Genomic DNA, 17,572 nt, shown 5'->3' with positions numbered 1-17,572 from the left:
GAATCCAGCACCGGTCAGGCGCGATGCACCGGGTAAGCCGTGGTGTACTTCATCTGCTCCATGGCAAAACTGGAGGTGATGTTCGATAGGCCATCGGTACGGGTAATCAGCTTTTTGTAGAACCGGTCATACGCTGCAATATCACCCACCACCACCCGCAGCATGTAGTCCCAGTCCCCGGACATGCGGTAGCACTCCATCACTTCCTCGAACCCGGTCACCGTCGCAGCAAACTGCTCCAGCCATGCGCTGTCGTGGCGCTGGGTCTTGAGCTGGACGAACACGGTAAGCCCCAACCCCAGCCGTTCGGGGTCCAGCAGGGCGACGCGGCCGAGGATGTAGCCGTCTTCCTCCAGGCGCTTGACCCGCTTCCAGCACGGTGTGGTGGACAGGTTGACGGCCTCGGCCAGGTCCTTCAGCGAGATCGAGGCATCACGCTGTAGCAGGGTAAGAATGTGCTGGTCGAAACTGTCCATATCGCGCGCTGGCCGTGCAGAAAAATATTTCACAGATTACCCCAAGGCCAGATGATTTGGGTTGTGCGATAGTTGCAGCTTTCATTCTGCCAATGGGCCTGACCATGTCCGACAAGCCGCGCAATTTCGCCACCCGTACCATTCACGCCGGCGAGCAGTTCAGCGTTGCCGATAACGCCATTTTTCCGGCCATCGTCACCGCCAGTTCGTTCACCAAGCGCAGCCTGGACGATAAGCCGGAATATTCCTACAGCCGCGTCGGCAACCCCACCCGGCATGCCTACGAAACCTGTGTCGCTGCCTTGGAAGAAGGCGTGGGCGCTGTGGCCTGCGCCTCGGGGGTCAATGCCACCGCAACCGTGCTTGAGCTGCTGCCCAAGGATGCCCACGTGGTGGTGATGAATGGCGTGTACGGTGGCACGTTCCGCATCATGGAAGATTACCGCAGCCGCACCTCGGGGCTGACCACCACCTATGTCGATCTCAACGACCTTGAAGCCGTAGCGGCTGCGATCAAGCCGGAAACCCAGCTGATCTGGATCGAGTCGCCGACCAACCCGTTGCTGCACCTGGTCGACATCAAGGCGGTGTGCGACCTGGCCAAGGCCAAGGGCATCCTCACCTGCATCGACAACACCTTCTGCTCGCCGTGGAACCAGCGCCCGATCACCCTGGGCGTGGACCTGGTGATGCACTCGGCCAGCAAGTACATTGGCGGCCACTCCGACCTCACCGGCGGTGTGGTGGTGGCGGCCAATGATGCGTTGCTGGCGCGCCTGCGCCGTATCAGCATGGCGATAGGGGCGGTGCAAGGGCCGTTCGACTGCTACCTGGCCCTGCGCGGTCTGAAGACCCTGGATGTGCGCATGGAGCGCCAGTGTGCCAATGCCCTACAGGTGGCGCGCTTCCTGGAAGGTCACGCGCAGGTCGAGCAGGTGTATTACCCAGGGCTGGAAAGCCACCCTCAGCATGAGCTGTGCAAACGCCAGATGCGCAGTGGCGGGGCGGTGGTGGCGATGAAAGTGAAAGGCGACCGCGCCGCGCTCAACCGCCTGGTGGAGGCGCTGCAGATCTTTGTGCTGGCCGACTCGCTGGGCGGGGTGGAGAGCATGATCAACCACTCCTGGAGCATGTCGCACTGCTCGCTGAGCCCAGAGCAGAAAGGGGTGATGGGGATCAGCGAGAACCTGCTGCGGTTGTCGGTAGGTATCGAGGATTACCGTGACCTGGTCGAGGACCTGGATGGGGCGTTGAAAGCGCTGGTTGCTGTGTAGGGCTGCAGGCCTCTTCGCGGGCTCGCCCGCGCCTGCAGGTGGTAGGAGCGGGTTTACCCGCGAATACGGAGGCGACGGCAACGGTGAACGGCCAGGGGCATTGGCCAGCAGGCCCGGCTCTCGCCCGCGCCTGCAGGTGTCGCAGTTCAATGTAGGAGCGGGCTTGCCCGCGAATACGGTAGCGGCGGCAAAGGTGAACGGCCAGGGATACTGGCCAGCAGGCCCAGCCCTTTCGCGGGTGTACCCGCGAAGAGGCCGGTGGATTCAATAAATGCCTGTCAGGATTTGGGCGGATGAATGATCCGTTCGATCTTGTCCTTGATCAGCAACCTTTCCTTGCGCAGGCGGTTGACGGCCTCGTCGTTGGTGCCGTTGCCTTCGGCGGCTACCACCTCCTTGTCCTTGGCGTTGTACTCCTTGTGCAGTTTGTGCAGGTCCTGATCCTTCTCTATGAGTGCCTGGAATGCATCAGCGGTAACGTGCAGGTCAGCGAGCAGATCGTGCGGAACTGGCATTTCTTCACCTCTGTCAGGGTTGTCGGTAAGGTCCTGACCATTGAGGATAGCTGTCTTTGCGCAGGCTTGTGACGGCGGTTCAGGCTGAATGGCAGCTGAATGGTTTTGAGATAATTGGTAAAAGACGCACCCTCACGAAATTGTTACCGACTTTTTCACAAAAAATTGATGACGTGCTTTCTAGAGTTCGCCCAACTTTCCCACAGTGCCATTTGGCCTGGGGGTGATAATCACTCTTGATTGCGAACGCTAATGCTCAACTTCAAATCCCTGCGGACTGAATGGGTCACGCTGCTGGCCAGTCTTTACCTGCTGATCGGCTTCAACATGTTCCTCTGGGAGCATCTGCAAGCGGCGGTTCCTGCCGGCCTGTCGGGGTTGTGGCTGAGTCTGGCGTTTGCTGTGCTGATGCTGTTTGCCTTCAATCTCATACTCACGTTACTTGCCTTCCGGTATGTATTGAAGCCGGTACTTATTGTGTTGTTCATCAGTGGCGCGGGCGTGGCTTACTTCATGAACCAGTACGGCGTACTTATTGACGCCGCGATGTTCCGCAATATGGCCGAGACCAATGTTGCGGAAGTGCGCGACTTGATGTCGTTCAAGTTTGCCGCGTATATCCTGCTGCTGGGCGTGCTGCCATCGGTGCTGCTGTGGAAGGCGCAGATCGCCTACCGCCCCTGGCACCGCGAGTTGCTGGGCAAGTTGGTGGTCAGTGGTGCCTGTGTGGTGACCATTGGCTCGGTCGCGTTGGTCAATTATCAAGGGCTATCGTCGCTGTTCCGCAATCACCATGAATTGCGCCTGATGCTCACCCCCAGCAATATCGTCGGGGCCTCCATTGGTTATGTCAGCGAGCGTGTCGGTACGGCTTCGCGCCCGTTCCAGCATTATGGCGAAGATGCCAAGCGTGATGCGGCCTGGCAAAAACATGAGCGCAAGTCGCTGACCGTGCTGGTGGTCGGGGAAAGTGCCAGGGCAGACCATTTCGGCGTGCTGGGCTATGACCGCGATACCACGCCCAATCTCGCCAAAGAGCAAGGCCTGCTGGCGTTTTCCGACGTGCACTCGTGTGGTACGGAAACAGCGGTTTCAGTGCCTTGCATGTTCTCGGGCATGAAGCGCAGGGATTACGATGCCCGCGTAGCGAAGAACCGCGAAGGGCTGTTGGACATCCTCCAGCGTGCCGGCCTGGCCGTGCAGTGGCGTGACAACCAGTCGGGCTGCAAAGGCACCTGCGATCGCGTGCAGTTCATCGACGTCAGCAACCTCAAGGACCCGCAGCTGTGCGCCGATGGTGAATGCCATGACCAGATCCTGCTGCAAGGCCTGGACGCGTTGATCGACAACCTCGACAAGGACACCGTGCTGGTGCTGCACCAGATGGGCAGCCACGGCCCCGAGTACTTCAAGCGCTACCCCAGTGATGGCGAGCGCTTCACACCGGTGTGCCAGAGCAACGCGTTGAACCAGTGCAGCAAGGAGCAAATCATCAACGGATACGACAACACCCTGGCCTATACCGACAAGGTGCTGGCCTCGCTGATCGATACCCTGCGCAGCAAACAAGACAAGGTCGACACGGCGATGATCTACCTGTCCGACCACGGCGAGTCGCTGGGCGAGTACAACCTGTTCCTGCACGGCACGCCCTACGCCATCGCTCCCGAGCCGCAGAAGCACGTGCCGCTGCTGACCTGGTTCTCCGACAGCTACAAGGAGGACTTCGGCGTCGATACCGACTGCCTGGCACGGCTCAGCGATGCCCCGCTGTCCCAGGACAACCTGTTCCACTCGATGCTTGGCCTGTTGCAGGTGCATACCGAGCTCTACCAACAGTCGCTGGACATGTTCGCCAGTTGCCGGCCCTGGCTGGCGGCCAAGCGCTGAAGCCAGTCGCGTTTCATGCAAGCTTGGGCGATCCCTGTGGGAGCGGGCAAGCCCGGGCCATACACCGTGTTGCCTTCATTCGCGGGTGCGCCCGCTCCCACAGGGTGGACTGCCCCCGAAAAGCGGGACAGTTTCACCCGCAGTGCCCGCGCCGTATATACTGCGCGCCAATGTTAGTGGGAGAGCCTTGTGGCCATCGAAATTCACTGGATCCGTGACGACCAGAGCCTGGCCGAACACTGCCGCGACTGGCACCTGCTGCCCTTCGTCGCCGTCGACACCGAATTCATGCGGGTCGACACCTTCTACCCGAAAGCCGGGCTGATTCAGATCGGCGACGGCCAACGCGCCTTTCTGATCGACCCGCTGCTGATCGGCAACTGGCAACCCTTGGCCGACCTGCTGGAAGACAGCGGTGTGGTCAAGGTGCTGCACGCCTGCAGCGAAGACCTTGAAGTGCTGCTGCGCCTGACCGGCAAGCTGCCTCAGCCGCTGTTCGACACTCAGCTGGCCGCCGGTTACCTGAACCTGGGCTTCTCCATGGGCTATTCGCGGCTGGTGCAGGAAGTGCTGGGCATCGAATTGCCCAAAGGCGAAACCCGCTCCGACTGGCTGCAACGCCCGCTCTCGGAAACCCAGGTCAGCTACGCTGCCGAAGATGCCGTGCACCTGGCCGAGCTGTTCACCGTGCTGCGCCCGCGGCTGAGTGACGACAAGTATGCCTGGGTGCTGGAAGACGGCGCCGAGCTGGTGGCTGCGTTGCGCCGTGAAGTCGAGCCTGAAAGCCTGTACCGCGACGTCAAGCTGGCCTGGAAGCTGGCGCCTCAACAGCTGGCAGTGCTACGTGAGCTGTGCGCCTGGCGCGAGCGCGAAGCGCGCAACCGCGATGTGCCGCGTAATCGTATCCTCAAGGAGCACTCGCTGTGGCCCATGGCCAAAAGCCAGCCGAACAACCTGTCAGCCTTGGCCAAGATCGACGAGATGCACCCACGCACCATTCGTCAGGACGGTGAGTGCCTCATCCAGCTGATCAAGCGCGCCGCCAGCCTGCCTGCCGAGCAATGGCCTGCGCCCTTGCCCGAGCCGCTGCCGATCGAGGCTGCGGGCCTTCTCAAGCAGCTGCGTGCCATCGGCCAGGCCGAAGGCGAGCGCCTGGGGATTGCGCCCGAGTTGATGCTGCGCAAGAAAGCCCTGGAGGCGCTGCTCAAGAGCGGATACCCCAATGGCCCTTATCAACTGCCCGATTCGCTGCGCGGCTGGCGCCGTGAGCGCATGGGCCAGGCCCTGCTGGACAACCTGGCAGGTGCCGGAGAAACCCGATGAAACGTATTTGCTCGATCTACAAGAGCCCACGCAAGAACGAAATGTACCTGTACGTACTCAAGGCTGACGGCCTGGAGCGCGTGCCTGAAGGCCTGCTGCCGTTCTTCGGCACCCCCGTGCACGCTTTCGATTTGGTGCTCAGCCCTGAGCGCAAGCTGGCCCGCGAGGACATCACCAAGGTGCTGGAGAACCTCGAAAGCCAAGGCTACCACCTGCAGATGCCACCGCTGGAAGATGAGTACATCGAGCACCTGCCCGAAGAGCTGCTGCGCCGTAACGACCCCGTCTGACCATGCGTGTACTGATCGCTGAGCATGACCATGCTCGATACGCCGGGCTTTTGCGCGCCGCCGCGCCAGAAGTGGAAGTGTTGACCAGCGGCGACTCTGCCGAACTGGCCCGCCAGGCACCGCAGTGCCCGGTGTGGCTGGGTCAGCCGGACTTGCTGGCCAGTCTGCTGCGCCAAGGCCACAAGCCTGGCTGGATACAGTCGACATGGGCCGGTATCACGCCGTTGCTGGCCGACGGCCTGCCGCGTGATTACCGCCTGAGCCGCGCAGTAGGCATCTTCGGGCAGGTGATGGCCGAGTACATGCTCACCTATATGCTAGGCCATGAGCGTGAGGTGCTGTCGCGCCTGGTCAGCCAGGTCGAGCGGCGGTGGGATGACCGCCCGGGGCGCAGCCTGGAAGGGCGCAAGGTCCTCATTGTGGGTGTAGGCGACATTGGTCAGCGTGTGGCCGAGTTCCTGCAGCCGTTTGGTGTGGCGCTGTACGGCGTTGCCAGCAGCGCCCGTGAGCAGGCGCCGTTCGTCGAGGTGGCGGCGCTGGCCGACCTGCCGCGCTTGGTTGGCCAGGTCGACTACGTGCTGAACCTGCTGCCGGATACCCCGGCGACTCATGACCTGTATGACGCAGCGCTGTTCAAGTGCTTCCAGCCCTCGGCCTTGTTCATCAATGCCGGACGTGGTGTGGCGGTGGTCGATGCCGACCTGGTCGAGGCGTTGAAGGAGGGCCATCTGGCCGGTGCGGTGATCGATGTGTGCCGCCAGGAGCCGCTGCCCAAGCAACACCCGTTCTGGACCGCCTGGGGCTTGCTGCTGACCGGGCACAGCTCGGCGCCCACCTCGCCGGCGGCGATGGTGCGCTTGTTTGCGGAGAATGTGCGAGCGTATGCGGCGGGGCAGGGGTTGCGTGGCGAAGTCGATTTCGCCCGGGGCTACTGATTGCTGTGGCCCGTACCGGCCTCTTCGCCTGAAAACCCCTCCAGCACAGGGTGGTGATATCCCCGTAGGAGCGGGCTTGCCCGCGAAGAGGCCAGCACGGCCAACACAAACCTTACAGGCTGAAATCGCCTTCAGCAGCCAGCTCGCTCAGCGGCTTGCGCGGGCTCGGCACTTCACGCGCCTGCAGGGCTTCATCCAGGCTGGCCTTGTCCCCCAGCTTGCCGATCGCCACCATGGCATGCAGTGCGTAACCATCGGGAATCTTCAGTTCCTGACGTGCCAGGTCCTGATCGAAGCCGGCCATGCCATGGGTATGCCAGCCGCTGATGCTGGCCTGCAGGGCCAGGTGCCCCCAGGCAGAGCCCGTGTCGAAGGTGTGCCACAGGGCCGGTTTTTCTTCCGTAGCGCCCGGGGCCGCGAAGGTAGTCTTCGAAATGACCAGCACCAGCGCCGACGCTTGTTGCGCCCAGCTGCGATTGAATGGCACCAGCAGGCTCAGGTAACGCTCCCAGTTCGGCGTGTCGCGGCGGGCATAAAGGAAGCGCCAAGGCTGCGAATTATAGGCCGAAGGTGCCCAGCGGGCGGCCTCGAGGAAGCTCAGCAGGGTTTCTTCGCTGATCGGCTCGGCGGTGAAGGCGCGTGGTGACCAGCGGTTGATGAACTGCTCGTTGATGGCGTAATCGGCAATGCGGGGGTTGGCGCTCATGGCGGCTCCTGCAAACGGACGGGAAAAGCGCACGCTACTGCGTGCCGTCGCGACTGACAAGCGGTCTGGCTTTGCCGAAGGCCAGGCTCTAGACTGGCGCCGCCGCGCGCCGTGGCCCCCAAGATGAAGGCAGGAACCCTGTGTGATGATCGCTGAAAACGCGCCGTTCTGGCGGCGCAAGACCCTCGAACAACTCAGCCAGCAAGAGTGGGAGTCGCTGTGCGATGGCTGCGGCCTGTGCTGCCTGCAAAAGCTCGAGGACGAAGACGACAACAGCGTCTATTACACGCGCATCGCCTGCAAATTGCTGGACCTGGATACGTGCCAGTGCAGCGACTACCCCAACCGCTTCGCCCACGTGCCAGACTGCATCCAGCTGACCCCGGGCAAGGCCGACCAGTTCAAGTGGCTGCCGAGTACCTGCGGTTACCGTCTGGTCAGTGAGGGCAAGGACTTGCCGGCTTGGCACCACCTGGTCTGTGGCGACCGGCAACAGGTTCATGAACAGCGCATTTCCCAGTCGGGGCGTATGCTCAGTGAACACGATGTGCACGAAGACGACTGGGAAGACCACCTGATCTTTCGCGCCAGCTGACCGGCGTAGCCCGCTGCCTCGGGGAAACAAGGAGTTTCTGTATGCGTTGCCAGCTGTTGTTGCTGTTGGGCCTGATGGCCAGTTCGCCGGCCTGGGCGAAGAAGGTCGACCTCGACTACCAGGTGCGCTTGCTGCCTGCCAGCGGCCAGGCCGAGGTCCGCGTGACATTGGCTGAAGGCAGCGCCGTGCGCAGCCTGGACTTCGACTTGGGCAAGGCTGGGGCCTACAGCGGCTTCCAGGCCGATGGGCAATGGCAGCTGAAGGGGCAGCGTGGTATCTGGCAGCCAGCGGCCGGCAAGACCAGCCTCAGCTACCGTGTGCAGCTGGACCAGAAGCTGGCCAGCGGCGCCTATTCATCACGCATCACCCCACACTGGGCGCTGTTCCTCGGCGACCAGCTGATACCCCCTGCGCGCCTCGACCAGCAGGATGGTACCGAGCTGGTGGCGCGCCTGGCTTTCGACCTGCCCGAGGGCTGGAAGAGCATCGAAACGTCCTGGCCGCGTATCGGCAAGGGGAAGTTTCGCATCGACAACGTGTCGCGCCTGTTCGATCGCCCGACCGGCTGGATGCTTGCCGGCGACCTGGGCAGCCGCCGCGCTCGCCTGGGCGAGACCGAAGTGACCGTGGCCGCGCCGGTGGGGCAGGGTATGCGGCGCATGGACAGCCTGACCTTGCTCACATTCGTCTGGCCACAACTACAAGCTGTGTTCCCGCGTAACCCGCCCAAGCTGCTGTTGGTCGGGGCGCGTGACGGCATGTGGCGAGGGGCTATGGCTGCGCAGGGCTCGTTGTACCTGAACAGTGCCCGGCCCATGGTCAGCGAAAACGGCAATAGCCCGTTGCTGCGCGAATTGGTGCAACTGTTCGCGCAGATTCACGGGCGTGACGGCAGTGACTGGCTGGTAGAGAGCCTGACCGATTATTACGCCAACGAGTTGCTACGCCGCTCGGGCGGGATGAGTGATGACCGTTACCAGGTCTGGCAGGCGCGTCTGAGCAAGCAGGGCGCCAAGGTCAACCGGCTCAAGGGTGAACGCGCAAGCCCGGCCCAGGTGGCCCGCGGCGTGATGCTGTTGCAGGCGCTGGACAAGGAAATCCGCATTCACACCCAGGCCAAACGTTCGTTGGACGATGTGGTGCGGGGGCTGATGCGCCTGCCCAGCGTCAGTACCGAAGACTTTGTGCAGATCAGCGAGAACGTGCTGGGGCGGCGTTCCGATGTGCTGCAGAGCAAGGTGCTGCACTAGGCATCCCTGCGCCTGACAATCGGCAGGGCGGCATCGTCTGCAAGTCGCATTTCAAGCGTATCAAGTCGTACCTGGAATACACCGCGGAGCAGAAACTCAGCATTGTTCACGGGGCGAAACCGAGGTTGGGGAGCGTGCAGCCAACCATCGTCGGCAGCGTTGATCGCGACAACCCATGGTTTGTCGAGGCAATGTTCGGCCCGGTTTCGGTGCTGTTCTGACGGAGCTCAGCACTCGGTCGCCCTGTGTTGGCAGGTCTGTCCTGCCGCCGCAGTGGCGGCCTTTTTATTTGAACTTGGGCCCCGAGCGGGTATTCAGCCCCTTGGCCAAGCGGTCGTACAGCACCACATTCACCGTCGCTGCCAGGTTCATGCAGCCCTCGGTCGGGATGTAGATAGTCTCTTCACACCATCCCCGCACCTCTTCGCTCAACGAGCCATCCTCTGGCCCGAAGATGTAAATGGCCCGGTCCGGATGGGTGTAATCCGGCAATGGCCGCGCACCCTCCACCAGTTCTACCGCTACTGGCGTGCAGCCCAGCGGGATAATGCGCTGCAGGTCGTCGATGCCGATCAGCGGGATGTCGTAGTGCACGCGCTTGGTGTCAGTGACGAAGTCACGTGCGCGTTCATAGCGTTTGCCCGTGTAGAACACCGAATTGACGCCATAGCAGCCCGCTGCGCGCATCACAGAGCCGACGTTTTCTGCCGACTTGGGGTTGAACAGGCCGATGCAGCTGTATCGTTTGTTTGCCACGTACCGGGGCCCTTCGCGAAAAAAGCGCGATTATACGGGCTGCCCGGTAGCAGCGGGGGGCGAATCGATGTTCAGTCTTTCTTCAGCATGCCCGCCAGCCCGGCAAACGGGTTGTGCGTAGCCTTGGCAATGCTCGGGGTGCTGGTGGAGCCTTCGCTGAAGTACTGCTGGTCGGTGTAGCGCGAGTGTTCGTTGTCGTGGCAGTACAGGCACAGCAGCTCCCAGTTGGAGCCGTCCTGAGGATTGTTGTCGTGGTTGTGGTCACGGTGATGCACGGTCAGCTCGCTCAGGCGCTTGCCGGCGAACTCGCGGGCGCAGCGGCCGCATACGTGCGGGTACATTCTCAGGGCCTTGTCGCGGTAGCCCATTTCCTTGTCGCGCTTGGCATCAGCCAGGATGCGGTCGAGGCGCGCGGTGGCGGCGGCAGAAGAGGTGGAGCTCATGGTGTTTCCTTTGTTCTGATCAGGCAAGTGACGGTTATGCCATTGAGTCTAGCGCGCTTGCAGGTCAGGCGGACAGGCGAAAGCGTTGATTTAGGCGTAGCCTGTAGAAAGGTTCCCGACAGGAGGTTGCTGATGTTTCACGCGATCCTCGCCGCGCTGTTGATGGCTGGCCTGCCCTTGGCAGAAGCTGCCAGCACGCCACCCAGGCTCACGCCGCCAGTACCCGGCGCGCCCGGTACGCCGACGCCTACGCCATACCCGCAGATTACCCCGAGTACGCCGCCCAAGGCTTATGACAGCCAGCCGGGGGCGCCCTTGTTGCCGCCGATGCCAGTGCCCGGCCCGCCGAAGGATCAGCCATTGCCCGGGTTGCGGCAGGACCCGCCGAAGCCGGTTGTGGAGGATGATTGACGGGCGGGAGCTGAGGGCGTCTGGGGCTGCTTTGCAGCCCATCGCGACACAAGGCCGCTCCCACAGGTTGGACTGGATTCCGCGCTGTGGACTGCACCTCAGAAGATGGACAGATGTCCAACATCTGGGGTGCAGCCCACTGTCCTGTGGGAGCGGCCTTGTGTCGCGAAAGGGGCGCAACGCGCCCCCCGCTCTCTCAAAGGATACCCAGCTCGCCAAACACGAACGCATACTCCAGGGCCACATCCTTCAACCCTTGGTACCGCCCGCTCATCCCGCCATGCCCAGCCCCCATCTCGGTCTTGAGCAGCAGCAGGTTGCTGTCGGTCTTGAGTGTGCGCAACTTCGCCACCCATTTGGCCGCCTCCCAATACTGCACGCGGCTGTCGTTGTAGCCCGCCACCACCAGCATCGCCGGGTAGGCCTGCGCTTTCAGGTTCTCGTACGGCGCATAAGCCTTGATCCGTTCATACACCTCCGGCTCCTCAGGGTTGCCCCATTCATCGTACTCGGTCACGGTCAGCGGCAGCTCCGGGTCGAGCATGGTGTTGAGCACGTCGACGAAGGGCACTTCGGCAATGGCGCAGCGGAACAGCTCAGGGCGCAGGTTGAGCACCGCGCCGATCAGCAGGCCGCCGGCGCTGCCACCACTGATGGCCAGGCGATCGGCGGCCGTCACGCCCTGGCTGATCAGGTGCTCGGCGCAGGCGATGAAGTCGCTGAACGTGTTGTGCTTGTACTCCTGCTTGCCGGCACGGTACCAGGCCTCCCCCAGTTCACCACCACCTCGCACATGGGCGATGGCAAAGGCCACGCCGCGCTCCAGCAGGCTCAGACGCGCATGTGAGAACCAGGGGTCGAGGCTTTCGCCATAGGCACCATAGCCGTACAGGTACAGTGGCACGGTCTTGCCCAGGTCCTGGCGGCGGCGTACCAGGCTGATCGGCACCTGGGTGCCGTCCGCTGCGGTTGCCCACAGGCGCTCACTGACATAGTCATCGGCATCGAATGCACCGAGCACCGGGGTTTGCTTGAGCACCACCTGGGCGCCCGTGGGCAACGTCAGTTGGCGCACCTGGGCCGAGCGGTTGAGCGCTTCGTAGCGCAAGCGTATGCGAGTGCTGGCAAATTCCAGGCTGTCCTGCACGTACAGGCTGTAGGCGGCGTCTGGCAGTTCGACGCGGTAGGCCGGCAAGCCCTGCGGGCGTACTTCGATGATCGGCAGGCCGCCTTCGCGCAGGCTCAGGGTGAGGGCACCGGCGTTCAGGCTGAGGCCTTCGAGCATGACCGCGTCGCGGTGCGCCACCAGCACCTGCCACTGTTCGCGGCTTGGCACTGGCGCGACTGGCGCGTGGTACAGGGCGAAGTTGATGCCATCCTGGTTGGTGCGGATGAACCAGCGCCACTGGCCGTCGAGTTGGCCGTGGTCGGGGAAGTATTCGTGGCCTTCGACGCGCGGCGCCAGGCAGGTGAACGGCGCCTGCGGGGTTTCGGCGTCCAGCACCCAGGCCTCGCTGGTGGTCTTGCTGTTCAGCAGCAGCACCAGCTGGCGCTCGGAGCTGGTGCGGTAGCAGTGCAGGAAGAAACGCCCGTCTGGCTCTTCGAACACGGTGTGCGCGGCGTCGGTGCCCAAGGTGTGGCGACGCAGGCGCCATGGGCGGTGGGTGTCATCCAGCTCTGCGAAGAATAGCGTCTGGCTGTCGTTGGCCCAGGTCAGGCTACCGTCGCAGTTGTCGAAGGGCAGGGTAGTGACACGGCCACTGGCCAGGTCTTTGACGTACAGGGTATAGATTTCGTCGCCGCTGGTGTCGAGGCTGTAGGCCAGCAGACGGTGGTCGGGGCTGATGTTGAACGCGCCGAGGGAGAGGAAACCGCCGTTGGCCAGGACGTTGGGGTCGAGCAGCAGTTGCTCCTGGCTTTCATCGACGGTGTTCGAGTCGTCGGCCGGGCGTGGGCAGCGGTAGTGACGCGGGTATTCGTCGCCGGCGGTGGTACGGGTGTAGTACAGGTAGGGGCCCCAGGGCGCCGGCAACGAGAGGTCGGTCTCCAGGATGCGGCCTTTGATCTCTTCGAACAGTTGCTCACGCAACGGTGCCTGGTCGGCCAGGCAGGCTTCCTGGTAGGCGTTTTCAGCGTGCAGGTAAGCGAGTACCTCGGGGGTATCGCGCTGTTGCAACCAGGCATACGGGTCGGTGGCCTGGTCGGCTTGGGCAATCGGGGGTTGGGGCTTGGCTGGCATTGAAGATCTCTTGATTGGGGTTGCCTGTGCCGGCCTCTTCGCGGGTAAACCCGCTCCTACCTCGGTGCGATCCCTGTAGGAGCGGGTTTACCCACGAAGAGGCCGGCACAGGCAAACACTGTCTGCGCCCGGAAAAGTGTTTATCATAGGCATCTCTTTGCCTGGCTTGCACGAACACCATGACCGAGAACGACTACACCTTCGCCTGGGGCTTGTACGCAGTAGCCGCCTTAGGGTGCCTGCTGGTGGGCTTCAAGCTCACCGGCTGGATGTGGCGCTGGCTGCGCGAACCGCTACGGGTGGTGCTGGCGGTGCTGCTGCTGACCCCGACCATCGTCGACCCGGTCAAGGACAGCTTCGCCCCTGCAATCGCCATCACTGCGCTGGATGTCGCTTTCAAGGTCGGCAACAACGCCTGGCGCGCTGTGTCCGACTTCGCCATGTATGGCATGATCGCCTTCGGCCTGTACTTCCTCTTCGTGCTGATGCGCTGGCCGCTGGAAAAGCGCGCGCACGCACGCCGTGAGCAGGCCGAAGCCGCTGCCAGGCGTCAGCGGGCCGAGGATGACCAGCTCGGCACCCAGGCGCCGCTGGCTGCCGAGCGCAGCGACCGTTACCGTGACGACTTGCCGCCAGCCGCTACGCGTGGCGCAGGCCGGGTCGAGCCTCGTCTGTAAACGGAGACACGCCTATGTGCGAACTGCTGGGCATGAGTGCCAACGTCCCTACCGACATTGTTTTCAGCTTCACCGGCCTGATGCAGCGGGGCGGGCGTACCGGCCCGCACCGTGACGGCTGGGGGATAGGCTTTTACGAAGGCCGCGGCCTGCGCCTGTTCCAGGACCCGGCCGCGAGCAGCGAGTCGGAAGTAGCCAACCTCGTGCAGCGCTACCCGATCAAAAGCGAAGTGGTGATCGGTCATATCCGTCAGGCCAACGTCGGCAGGGTGTGCCTGTCCAACACCCACCCGTTCGTACGGGAAATGTGGGGCCGCAACTGGTGCTTCGCGCACAATGGCCAACTGGGTGACTTCAAGGGCCTGGCCAGTTTTTACCGGCCAGTGGGCGACACCGACAGCGAAGCGGCCTTCTGCGACCTGCTCAACCGCATCCGCAGCGCTTTCCCCGAACCGGTGCCGGTGGAACAGCTGCTGCCCGTGTTGGTCGAAGCCTGTGCCGGCTACCGTGGTCAGGGCGTGTTCAACTGCATGCTCAGCGACGGCGACTGGCTGTTCTGCTTTTGCTCGACCAAGCTGGTGCACATTACCCGCCGTGCGCCATTTGGTGCCGCACGGTTGAAGGATGTCGACCTGATCGTCGATTTTCATACCGAAACCACCCCCAACGACGTGGTCACGGTGATTGCCACCGAGGCCCTGACCGAGAACGAGACCTGGCACCGCTACGCGCCGGGTCAGTGGGCCCTGTGGCGGCACGGCGAGTGCGTGGCGCACGGCCAGAGCTAAGGACGCTGCATGTTCAGAAGTTACCTGCGATTGCTGTTGTTCACCTTCGGCCTGCTGGCCGGTATCCAGGTCCCGGGGCTGGTCAAGGACTACAGCCAGCGGGTCGAGGCGCACCTGTTCGAATCGCGCGAGGCGCTCGATGGGTTCCGGCAAACGGCCGAGCGCTTTTTCAAGGGCGACTTGCAGGCGCTGCTGCAGCACTACCGCAGCAGCGACGACCCGGTGTTCAACAGTGATGCCAACAGCATCGAAAGCCTGATGATCCGCAACGAACTGCTGGAAAACGAATGGCAGGTGCTGCAAGGGTCATGGGCTGAGCGTACCTGGCATGTGCTGGTACAGGCCGACCCGCAGTTGCGTGAAGAAACCCTCAATGGCTACAGCTACCAGATTCTGCTGGTGCCCGAGGCGATTGGCTGGGGTGTGGGTGCCGGTTTTGTGCTGGCCTTTGTGGTCGAAAGCGTGTTGTTGGGGATTGGCTGGCTGATCCTGGGCGGGCGGCGCAGGGTGGTGAAAGAGAGCTGGCGCTAAGTTCTGCTGTACCTGTACCGGCCCTTTCGCGGGCTTGCCCGCTCCCACAGGATCATCACAGGCCTGGGCGGGCCAGGTTGTACCTGTGGGAGCGGGCAAGCCCGCGAAAGGGCCGGTACAGGCAGAAACTGTTGGTCAGACCAGTACGATCCGCTGCCCCCCCACATCCCGCGCATACCGCTCCAACACCTGCCGGCAAACCCCAACCACCTCATCGACCAATGCCACCCCGGTCTGCCACGCCACCACCAGCTCAAGGCTCGGCGGCGGCTGCAACCCTTCCAGCAGCACCAGCTCGCCCCGGCCCAACTCGGCATCCACCAGCGCCGGCGGTAGCGCGCCAATGCCAAAACCGTCGCGCAACAGCCGGGTAATCGCCGCCACCGAATTCACACAATTCAACCGCGGCGCCTCTGCCCCCGCAGCCTGCAGCAAGCTCAGCACCTCTTGGTGCGGCCGTGAATTCTTCGAGAAGGTGATGATGCGCTCGCGCCCAAGTTCGGCCAGCGACGCATAGTCCCGGTGCTGGTGGGCGCCTGCGGCCACCACCCAGCCCATTGGGTAGCGCGCCAGGTCGAGGCTGCGGATCGATTGCTCGCGCAGCAAGTCGGTCTGCAAAATCACGTCAAGAAAGCCCTTCTGCAGCTGCTCGCGCAAGTTCAGCGCGGTGTCGGCCACCAGTTCGATTTCCACCTGCGGGTAACGCTCGGTCAGCTCCGCCACCAGCGCGCTCATCCAGGTGTGGATCACAGTGTCCATTACCCCGATGCGAATGCGCCCGACCTTGGCCCGGTCGCTGTCCAGCGACTGCTTCATGGCCTTGGCGGTTTCCAGCATGCGTTCGGCGTATTCCAGCACCTTGCCGCCCTCCGGGGTCAGGCTGACGCCGCGGGAGTCGCGCAGCAACAGCTTCACGCCCAGGTCAGCCTCCAGTGCGGCAATACGGCTGGATACCGAAGCCTGGGTGGTGAACAGCTTTTCTGCCGTCAGGCGGAAGCTCTTGAGCCGGGCGACCCAGACGAAGGTTTCGAGGAAGCGAAGGTTCATGATCAGTTTTTCTTGTTCCAGACCGGCGGTTTTTTTCGTTGGACGCAGGCGAGGCGGCCTCTGAACAATGACGCCCAGGCCGCGACGCTTCATGTCGCCCATAAAACAATACCAACAAGCCGAGGCATCCATGAACCCCACCGGCGTGCAACAGCAGGTCAGTTCCCTCCGTTCGTCCGGGCCTTTCGCCTGGTACCGCGACATCGACAAACAGCAACGACGTACCTTCTGGAGCTGCAAGATTGGCTATGGCCTGGACGGCATGGACACACAGATGCTCAGTTTCGTCATTCCTACACTGATCATGCTGTGGGGTATCACCACCACCGAAGCCGGGTTGATCCACACCAGCACGCTGATCGCCTCGGCTGTAGGAGGCTGGGTGGCCGGTATCCTCTCCGACCGCATCGGCCGGGTGCGTACCCTGCAACTGACGGTGTTGTGGTTCGCCTTCTTCACCTTCCTGTGCGGCTTCGCTCAGAACTACGAGCAACTGTTGATTGCCCGAACCCTCATGGGCTTTGGCTTCGGTGGCGAGTGGACCGCCGGCGCGGTGTTGATCGGCGAGGTGATCCGCGCCCAGGACCGCGGCAAGGCGGTGGGCATGGTGCAGTCCGGTTGGGCAATTGGCTGGGGCCTCACGGCCATCCTTTATGCGCTGCTGTTCTCGTGGCTGCCGGCAGAGCAGGCCTGGCGTGCGTTGTTCCTGCTGGGGCTGGTACCGGCAATCTTCGTTATCTTCGTTCGCCGCCTGGTCAAGGACCCTGAGGTCTATCGTAAGGCCAAGGCAGTGGAAAACGCCGAGGCACCCTCGCGCTTCTACGAAATCTTCGCGCCGGGCATGCTCTGGACCACCGTGCGGGCATCCCTGCTGACCACCGGCGCACTCGGCGGTTACTACGCCATCACCTCGTGGCTGCCAACCTTCCTGAAGAACGAACGCGGCCTGAGCGTGCTGGGCACGGGTGGTTATCTGGCCATGGTGATCGTCGGCTCGTACATGGGCTATGTGGTCAGCGCTTATCTATCCGACCTGCTGGGGCGCAAGAAGAACTTCATCCTGTTCGCCGTGGGCTCTTTCGTCATTGTGCTGTTGTACACGCAGATGCCGGTCAGCGATGGCGTGATGCTGTGGCTGGGCCTCCCGTTGGGCTTCTTCGCCTCGGGTATCTTCAGCGGCATGGGGGCGTTTCTGACCGAACTGTTCCCCACGCGCATTCGGGGTTCGGGGCAGGGCTTCTGTTACAACATCGGCAAGGTCATTGCCGCGCTGTTTCCGTTGATGATCGGCATGCTCGGCCAGAATGTTCCGCTGGGCCTGGGTATCGGCGTGTTTTCTGCGGTGTCCTACGGCATTGTGATCGTGGCGGCCTTGAGCTTGCCGGAAACCCGCGGCAAACAGCTGCAGGCGCGGTAAGGTAGGCCT

Annotated in this window: 20 protein-coding genes; 13 read left to right on the top strand and 7 right to left on the bottom strand. The window is 62.8% G+C overall.

Annotated elements, in window-relative coordinates; genetic code table 11:
- Positions 1-14: 14 nt before the first annotated feature.
- Positions 15-476 (bottom strand): Lrp/AsnC family transcriptional regulator, encoded by a 462-nt coding sequence (locus I8746_RS23515; protein WP_003254691.1) that lies wholly within the window; start codon positions 474-476, stop codon positions 15-17.
- 92 nt (positions 477-568) lie between these two features.
- On the opposite strand from I8746_RS23515, the gene I8746_RS23510 reads away from it, so the two are divergent.
- Positions 569-1,750, top strand: a complete 1,182-nt coding sequence (locus I8746_RS23510) for a PLP-dependent aspartate aminotransferase family protein (protein ID WP_012051500.1) — start codon at positions 569-571, stop codon at positions 1,748-1,750.
- A gap of 278 nt (positions 1,751-2,028) precedes the next feature.
- Here I8746_RS23510 and I8746_RS23505 read toward each other — a convergent pair whose 3' ends face one another.
- Positions 2,029-2,265: a YdcH family protein gene (locus I8746_RS23505; protein ID WP_003254689.1), complete on the bottom strand. Its 237-nt coding sequence runs from the start codon at positions 2,263-2,265 to the stop codon at positions 2,029-2,031.
- Between the two features lie 252 nt (positions 2,266-2,517).
- Between I8746_RS23505 and I8746_RS23500 the strand changes: the two genes are divergently transcribed.
- The 4 genes from I8746_RS23500 (at position 2,518) to I8746_RS23485 (ending at position 6,703) form a co-directional block, all read left to right on the top strand.
- On the top strand, positions 2,518-4,155 hold the full coding sequence (locus I8746_RS23500) for a phosphoethanolamine transferase (RefSeq protein WP_012051501.1): 1,638 nt from the start codon (positions 2,518-2,520) through the stop codon (positions 4,153-4,155).
- Positions 4,156-4,344: 189 nt separating this feature from the next.
- The gene (gene rnd / locus I8746_RS23495; RefSeq protein WP_004575887.1) at positions 4,345-5,478 is read left to right on the top strand and encodes a ribonuclease D; all 1,134 of its coding nucleotides are present in this window, start codon (positions 4,345-4,347) and stop codon (positions 5,476-5,478) included.
- On the top strand, positions 5,475-5,768 hold the full coding sequence (locus I8746_RS23490; protein WP_003254683.1) for a YcgL domain-containing protein: 294 nt from the start codon (positions 5,475-5,477) through the stop codon (positions 5,766-5,768). Before rnd ends, I8746_RS23490 begins: the two co-directional genes overlap by 4 nt.
- Before the next feature lie 2 nt (positions 5,769-5,770).
- On the top strand, positions 5,771-6,703 hold the full coding sequence (locus tag I8746_RS23485; protein WP_004575888.1) for a D-2-hydroxyacid dehydrogenase: 933 nt from the start codon (positions 5,771-5,773) through the stop codon (positions 6,701-6,703).
- Between the two features lie 112 nt (positions 6,704-6,815).
- Here the strand turns inward: I8746_RS23485 and I8746_RS23480 are convergent, their stop codons facing one another.
- Positions 6,816-7,409 (bottom strand): nitroreductase family protein, encoded by a 594-nt coding sequence (locus I8746_RS23480; protein ID WP_014755682.1) that lies wholly within the window; start codon positions 7,407-7,409, stop codon positions 6,816-6,818.
- 145 nt (positions 7,410-7,554) lie between these two features.
- On the opposite strand from I8746_RS23480, the gene I8746_RS23475 reads away from it, so the two are divergent.
- Genes I8746_RS23475 through I8746_RS23465 form a run of 3 tightly spaced genes read left to right on the top strand, consistent with a single transcriptional unit; the run spans position 7,555 to position 9,475 of the window.
- On the top strand, positions 7,555-8,004 hold the full coding sequence (locus I8746_RS23475) for a YcgN family cysteine cluster protein (RefSeq protein WP_004575890.1): 450 nt from the start codon (positions 7,555-7,557) through the stop codon (positions 8,002-8,004).
- 41 nt (positions 8,005-8,045) lie between these two features.
- Positions 8,046-9,254 (top strand): hypothetical protein, encoded by a 1,209-nt coding sequence (locus I8746_RS23470; protein WP_012051503.1) that lies wholly within the window; start codon positions 8,046-8,048, stop codon positions 9,252-9,254.
- Positions 9,255-9,256: 2 nt separating this feature from the next.
- Complete coding sequence (locus I8746_RS23465) at positions 9,257-9,475, top strand: aldehyde dehydrogenase family protein (RefSeq protein ID WP_108078912.1); 219 nt, start codon at positions 9,257-9,259, stop codon at positions 9,473-9,475.
- Between the two features lie 64 nt (positions 9,476-9,539).
- On the opposite strand, the gene I8746_RS23460 is transcribed toward I8746_RS23465, so the two are convergent.
- Both I8746_RS23460 and I8746_RS23455 read right to left on the bottom strand, forming a co-directional pair.
- Positions 9,540-10,010: an RNA methyltransferase gene (locus I8746_RS23460; protein ID WP_003254677.1), complete on the bottom strand. Its 471-nt coding sequence runs from the start codon at positions 10,008-10,010 to the stop codon at positions 9,540-9,542.
- Positions 10,011-10,081: 71 nt separating this feature from the next.
- A complete protein-coding gene (locus I8746_RS23455; protein WP_003254676.1) occupies positions 10,082-10,453 on the bottom strand; it encodes a YajD family HNH nuclease in 372 nt (123 codons plus the stop codon).
- Positions 10,454-10,585: 132 nt separating this feature from the next.
- On the opposite strand from I8746_RS23455, the gene I8746_RS23450 reads away from it, so the two are divergent.
- The gene (locus tag I8746_RS23450; protein ID WP_003254675.1) at positions 10,586-10,864 is read left to right on the top strand and encodes a hypothetical protein; all 279 of its coding nucleotides are present in this window, start codon (positions 10,586-10,588) and stop codon (positions 10,862-10,864) included.
- A gap of 196 nt (positions 10,865-11,060) precedes the next feature.
- Here I8746_RS23450 and I8746_RS23445 read toward each other — a convergent pair whose 3' ends face one another.
- Positions 11,061-13,103, bottom strand: coding sequence for a S9 family peptidase (locus I8746_RS23445; RefSeq protein WP_012051504.1), 2,043 nt, complete (start codon positions 13,101-13,103; stop codon positions 11,061-11,063).
- A gap of 179 nt (positions 13,104-13,282) precedes the next feature.
- Here I8746_RS23445 and I8746_RS23440 point away from each other — a divergent pair, with 179 nt between their 5' ends.
- Genes I8746_RS23440 through I8746_RS23430 form a run of 3 tightly spaced genes read left to right on the top strand, consistent with a single transcriptional unit; the run spans position 13,283 to position 15,099 of the window.
- Positions 13,283-13,780 carry a hypothetical protein gene (locus I8746_RS23440; protein WP_012051505.1) on the top strand — a complete coding sequence of 166 codons (498 nt, stop codon included), beginning with the start codon at positions 13,283-13,285 and terminating at the stop codon, positions 13,778-13,780.
- A gap of 14 nt (positions 13,781-13,794) precedes the next feature.
- A complete protein-coding gene (locus I8746_RS23435) occupies positions 13,795-14,568 on the top strand; it encodes a class II glutamine amidotransferase (RefSeq protein WP_003254671.1) in 774 nt (257 codons plus the stop codon).
- A gap of 9 nt (positions 14,569-14,577) precedes the next feature.
- On the top strand, positions 14,578-15,099 hold the full coding sequence (locus I8746_RS23430) for a DUF2937 family protein (RefSeq protein ID WP_012051506.1): 522 nt from the start codon (positions 14,578-14,580) through the stop codon (positions 15,097-15,099).
- Between the two features lie 135 nt (positions 15,100-15,234).
- On the opposite strand, the gene I8746_RS23425 is transcribed toward I8746_RS23430, so the two are convergent.
- Positions 15,235-16,146, bottom strand: coding sequence for a LysR family transcriptional regulator (locus I8746_RS23425; protein WP_003254668.1), 912 nt, complete (start codon positions 16,144-16,146; stop codon positions 15,235-15,237).
- A 130-nt stretch (positions 16,147-16,276) separates the two neighbouring features.
- Here I8746_RS23425 and I8746_RS23420 point away from each other — a divergent pair, with 130 nt between their 5' ends.
- Positions 16,277-17,563 carry an MFS transporter gene (locus I8746_RS23420; protein WP_003254666.1) on the top strand — a complete coding sequence of 429 codons (1,287 nt, stop codon included), beginning with the start codon at positions 16,277-16,279 and terminating at the stop codon, positions 17,561-17,563.
- Positions 17,564-17,572 lie beyond the last annotated feature (9 nt).

Origin of the sequence: Pseudomonas sp. USTB-Z (assembly GCF_019691255.1) — a bacterium.
In the GTDB taxonomy this organism is placed as follows: domain Bacteria; phylum Pseudomonadota; class Gammaproteobacteria; order Pseudomonadales; family Pseudomonadaceae; genus Aquipseudomonas; species Aquipseudomonas alloputida.
The sequence above is the reverse complement of the archived record's forward strand: the minus strand, read 5'-3'. Positions and strand labels throughout refer to the sequence as shown.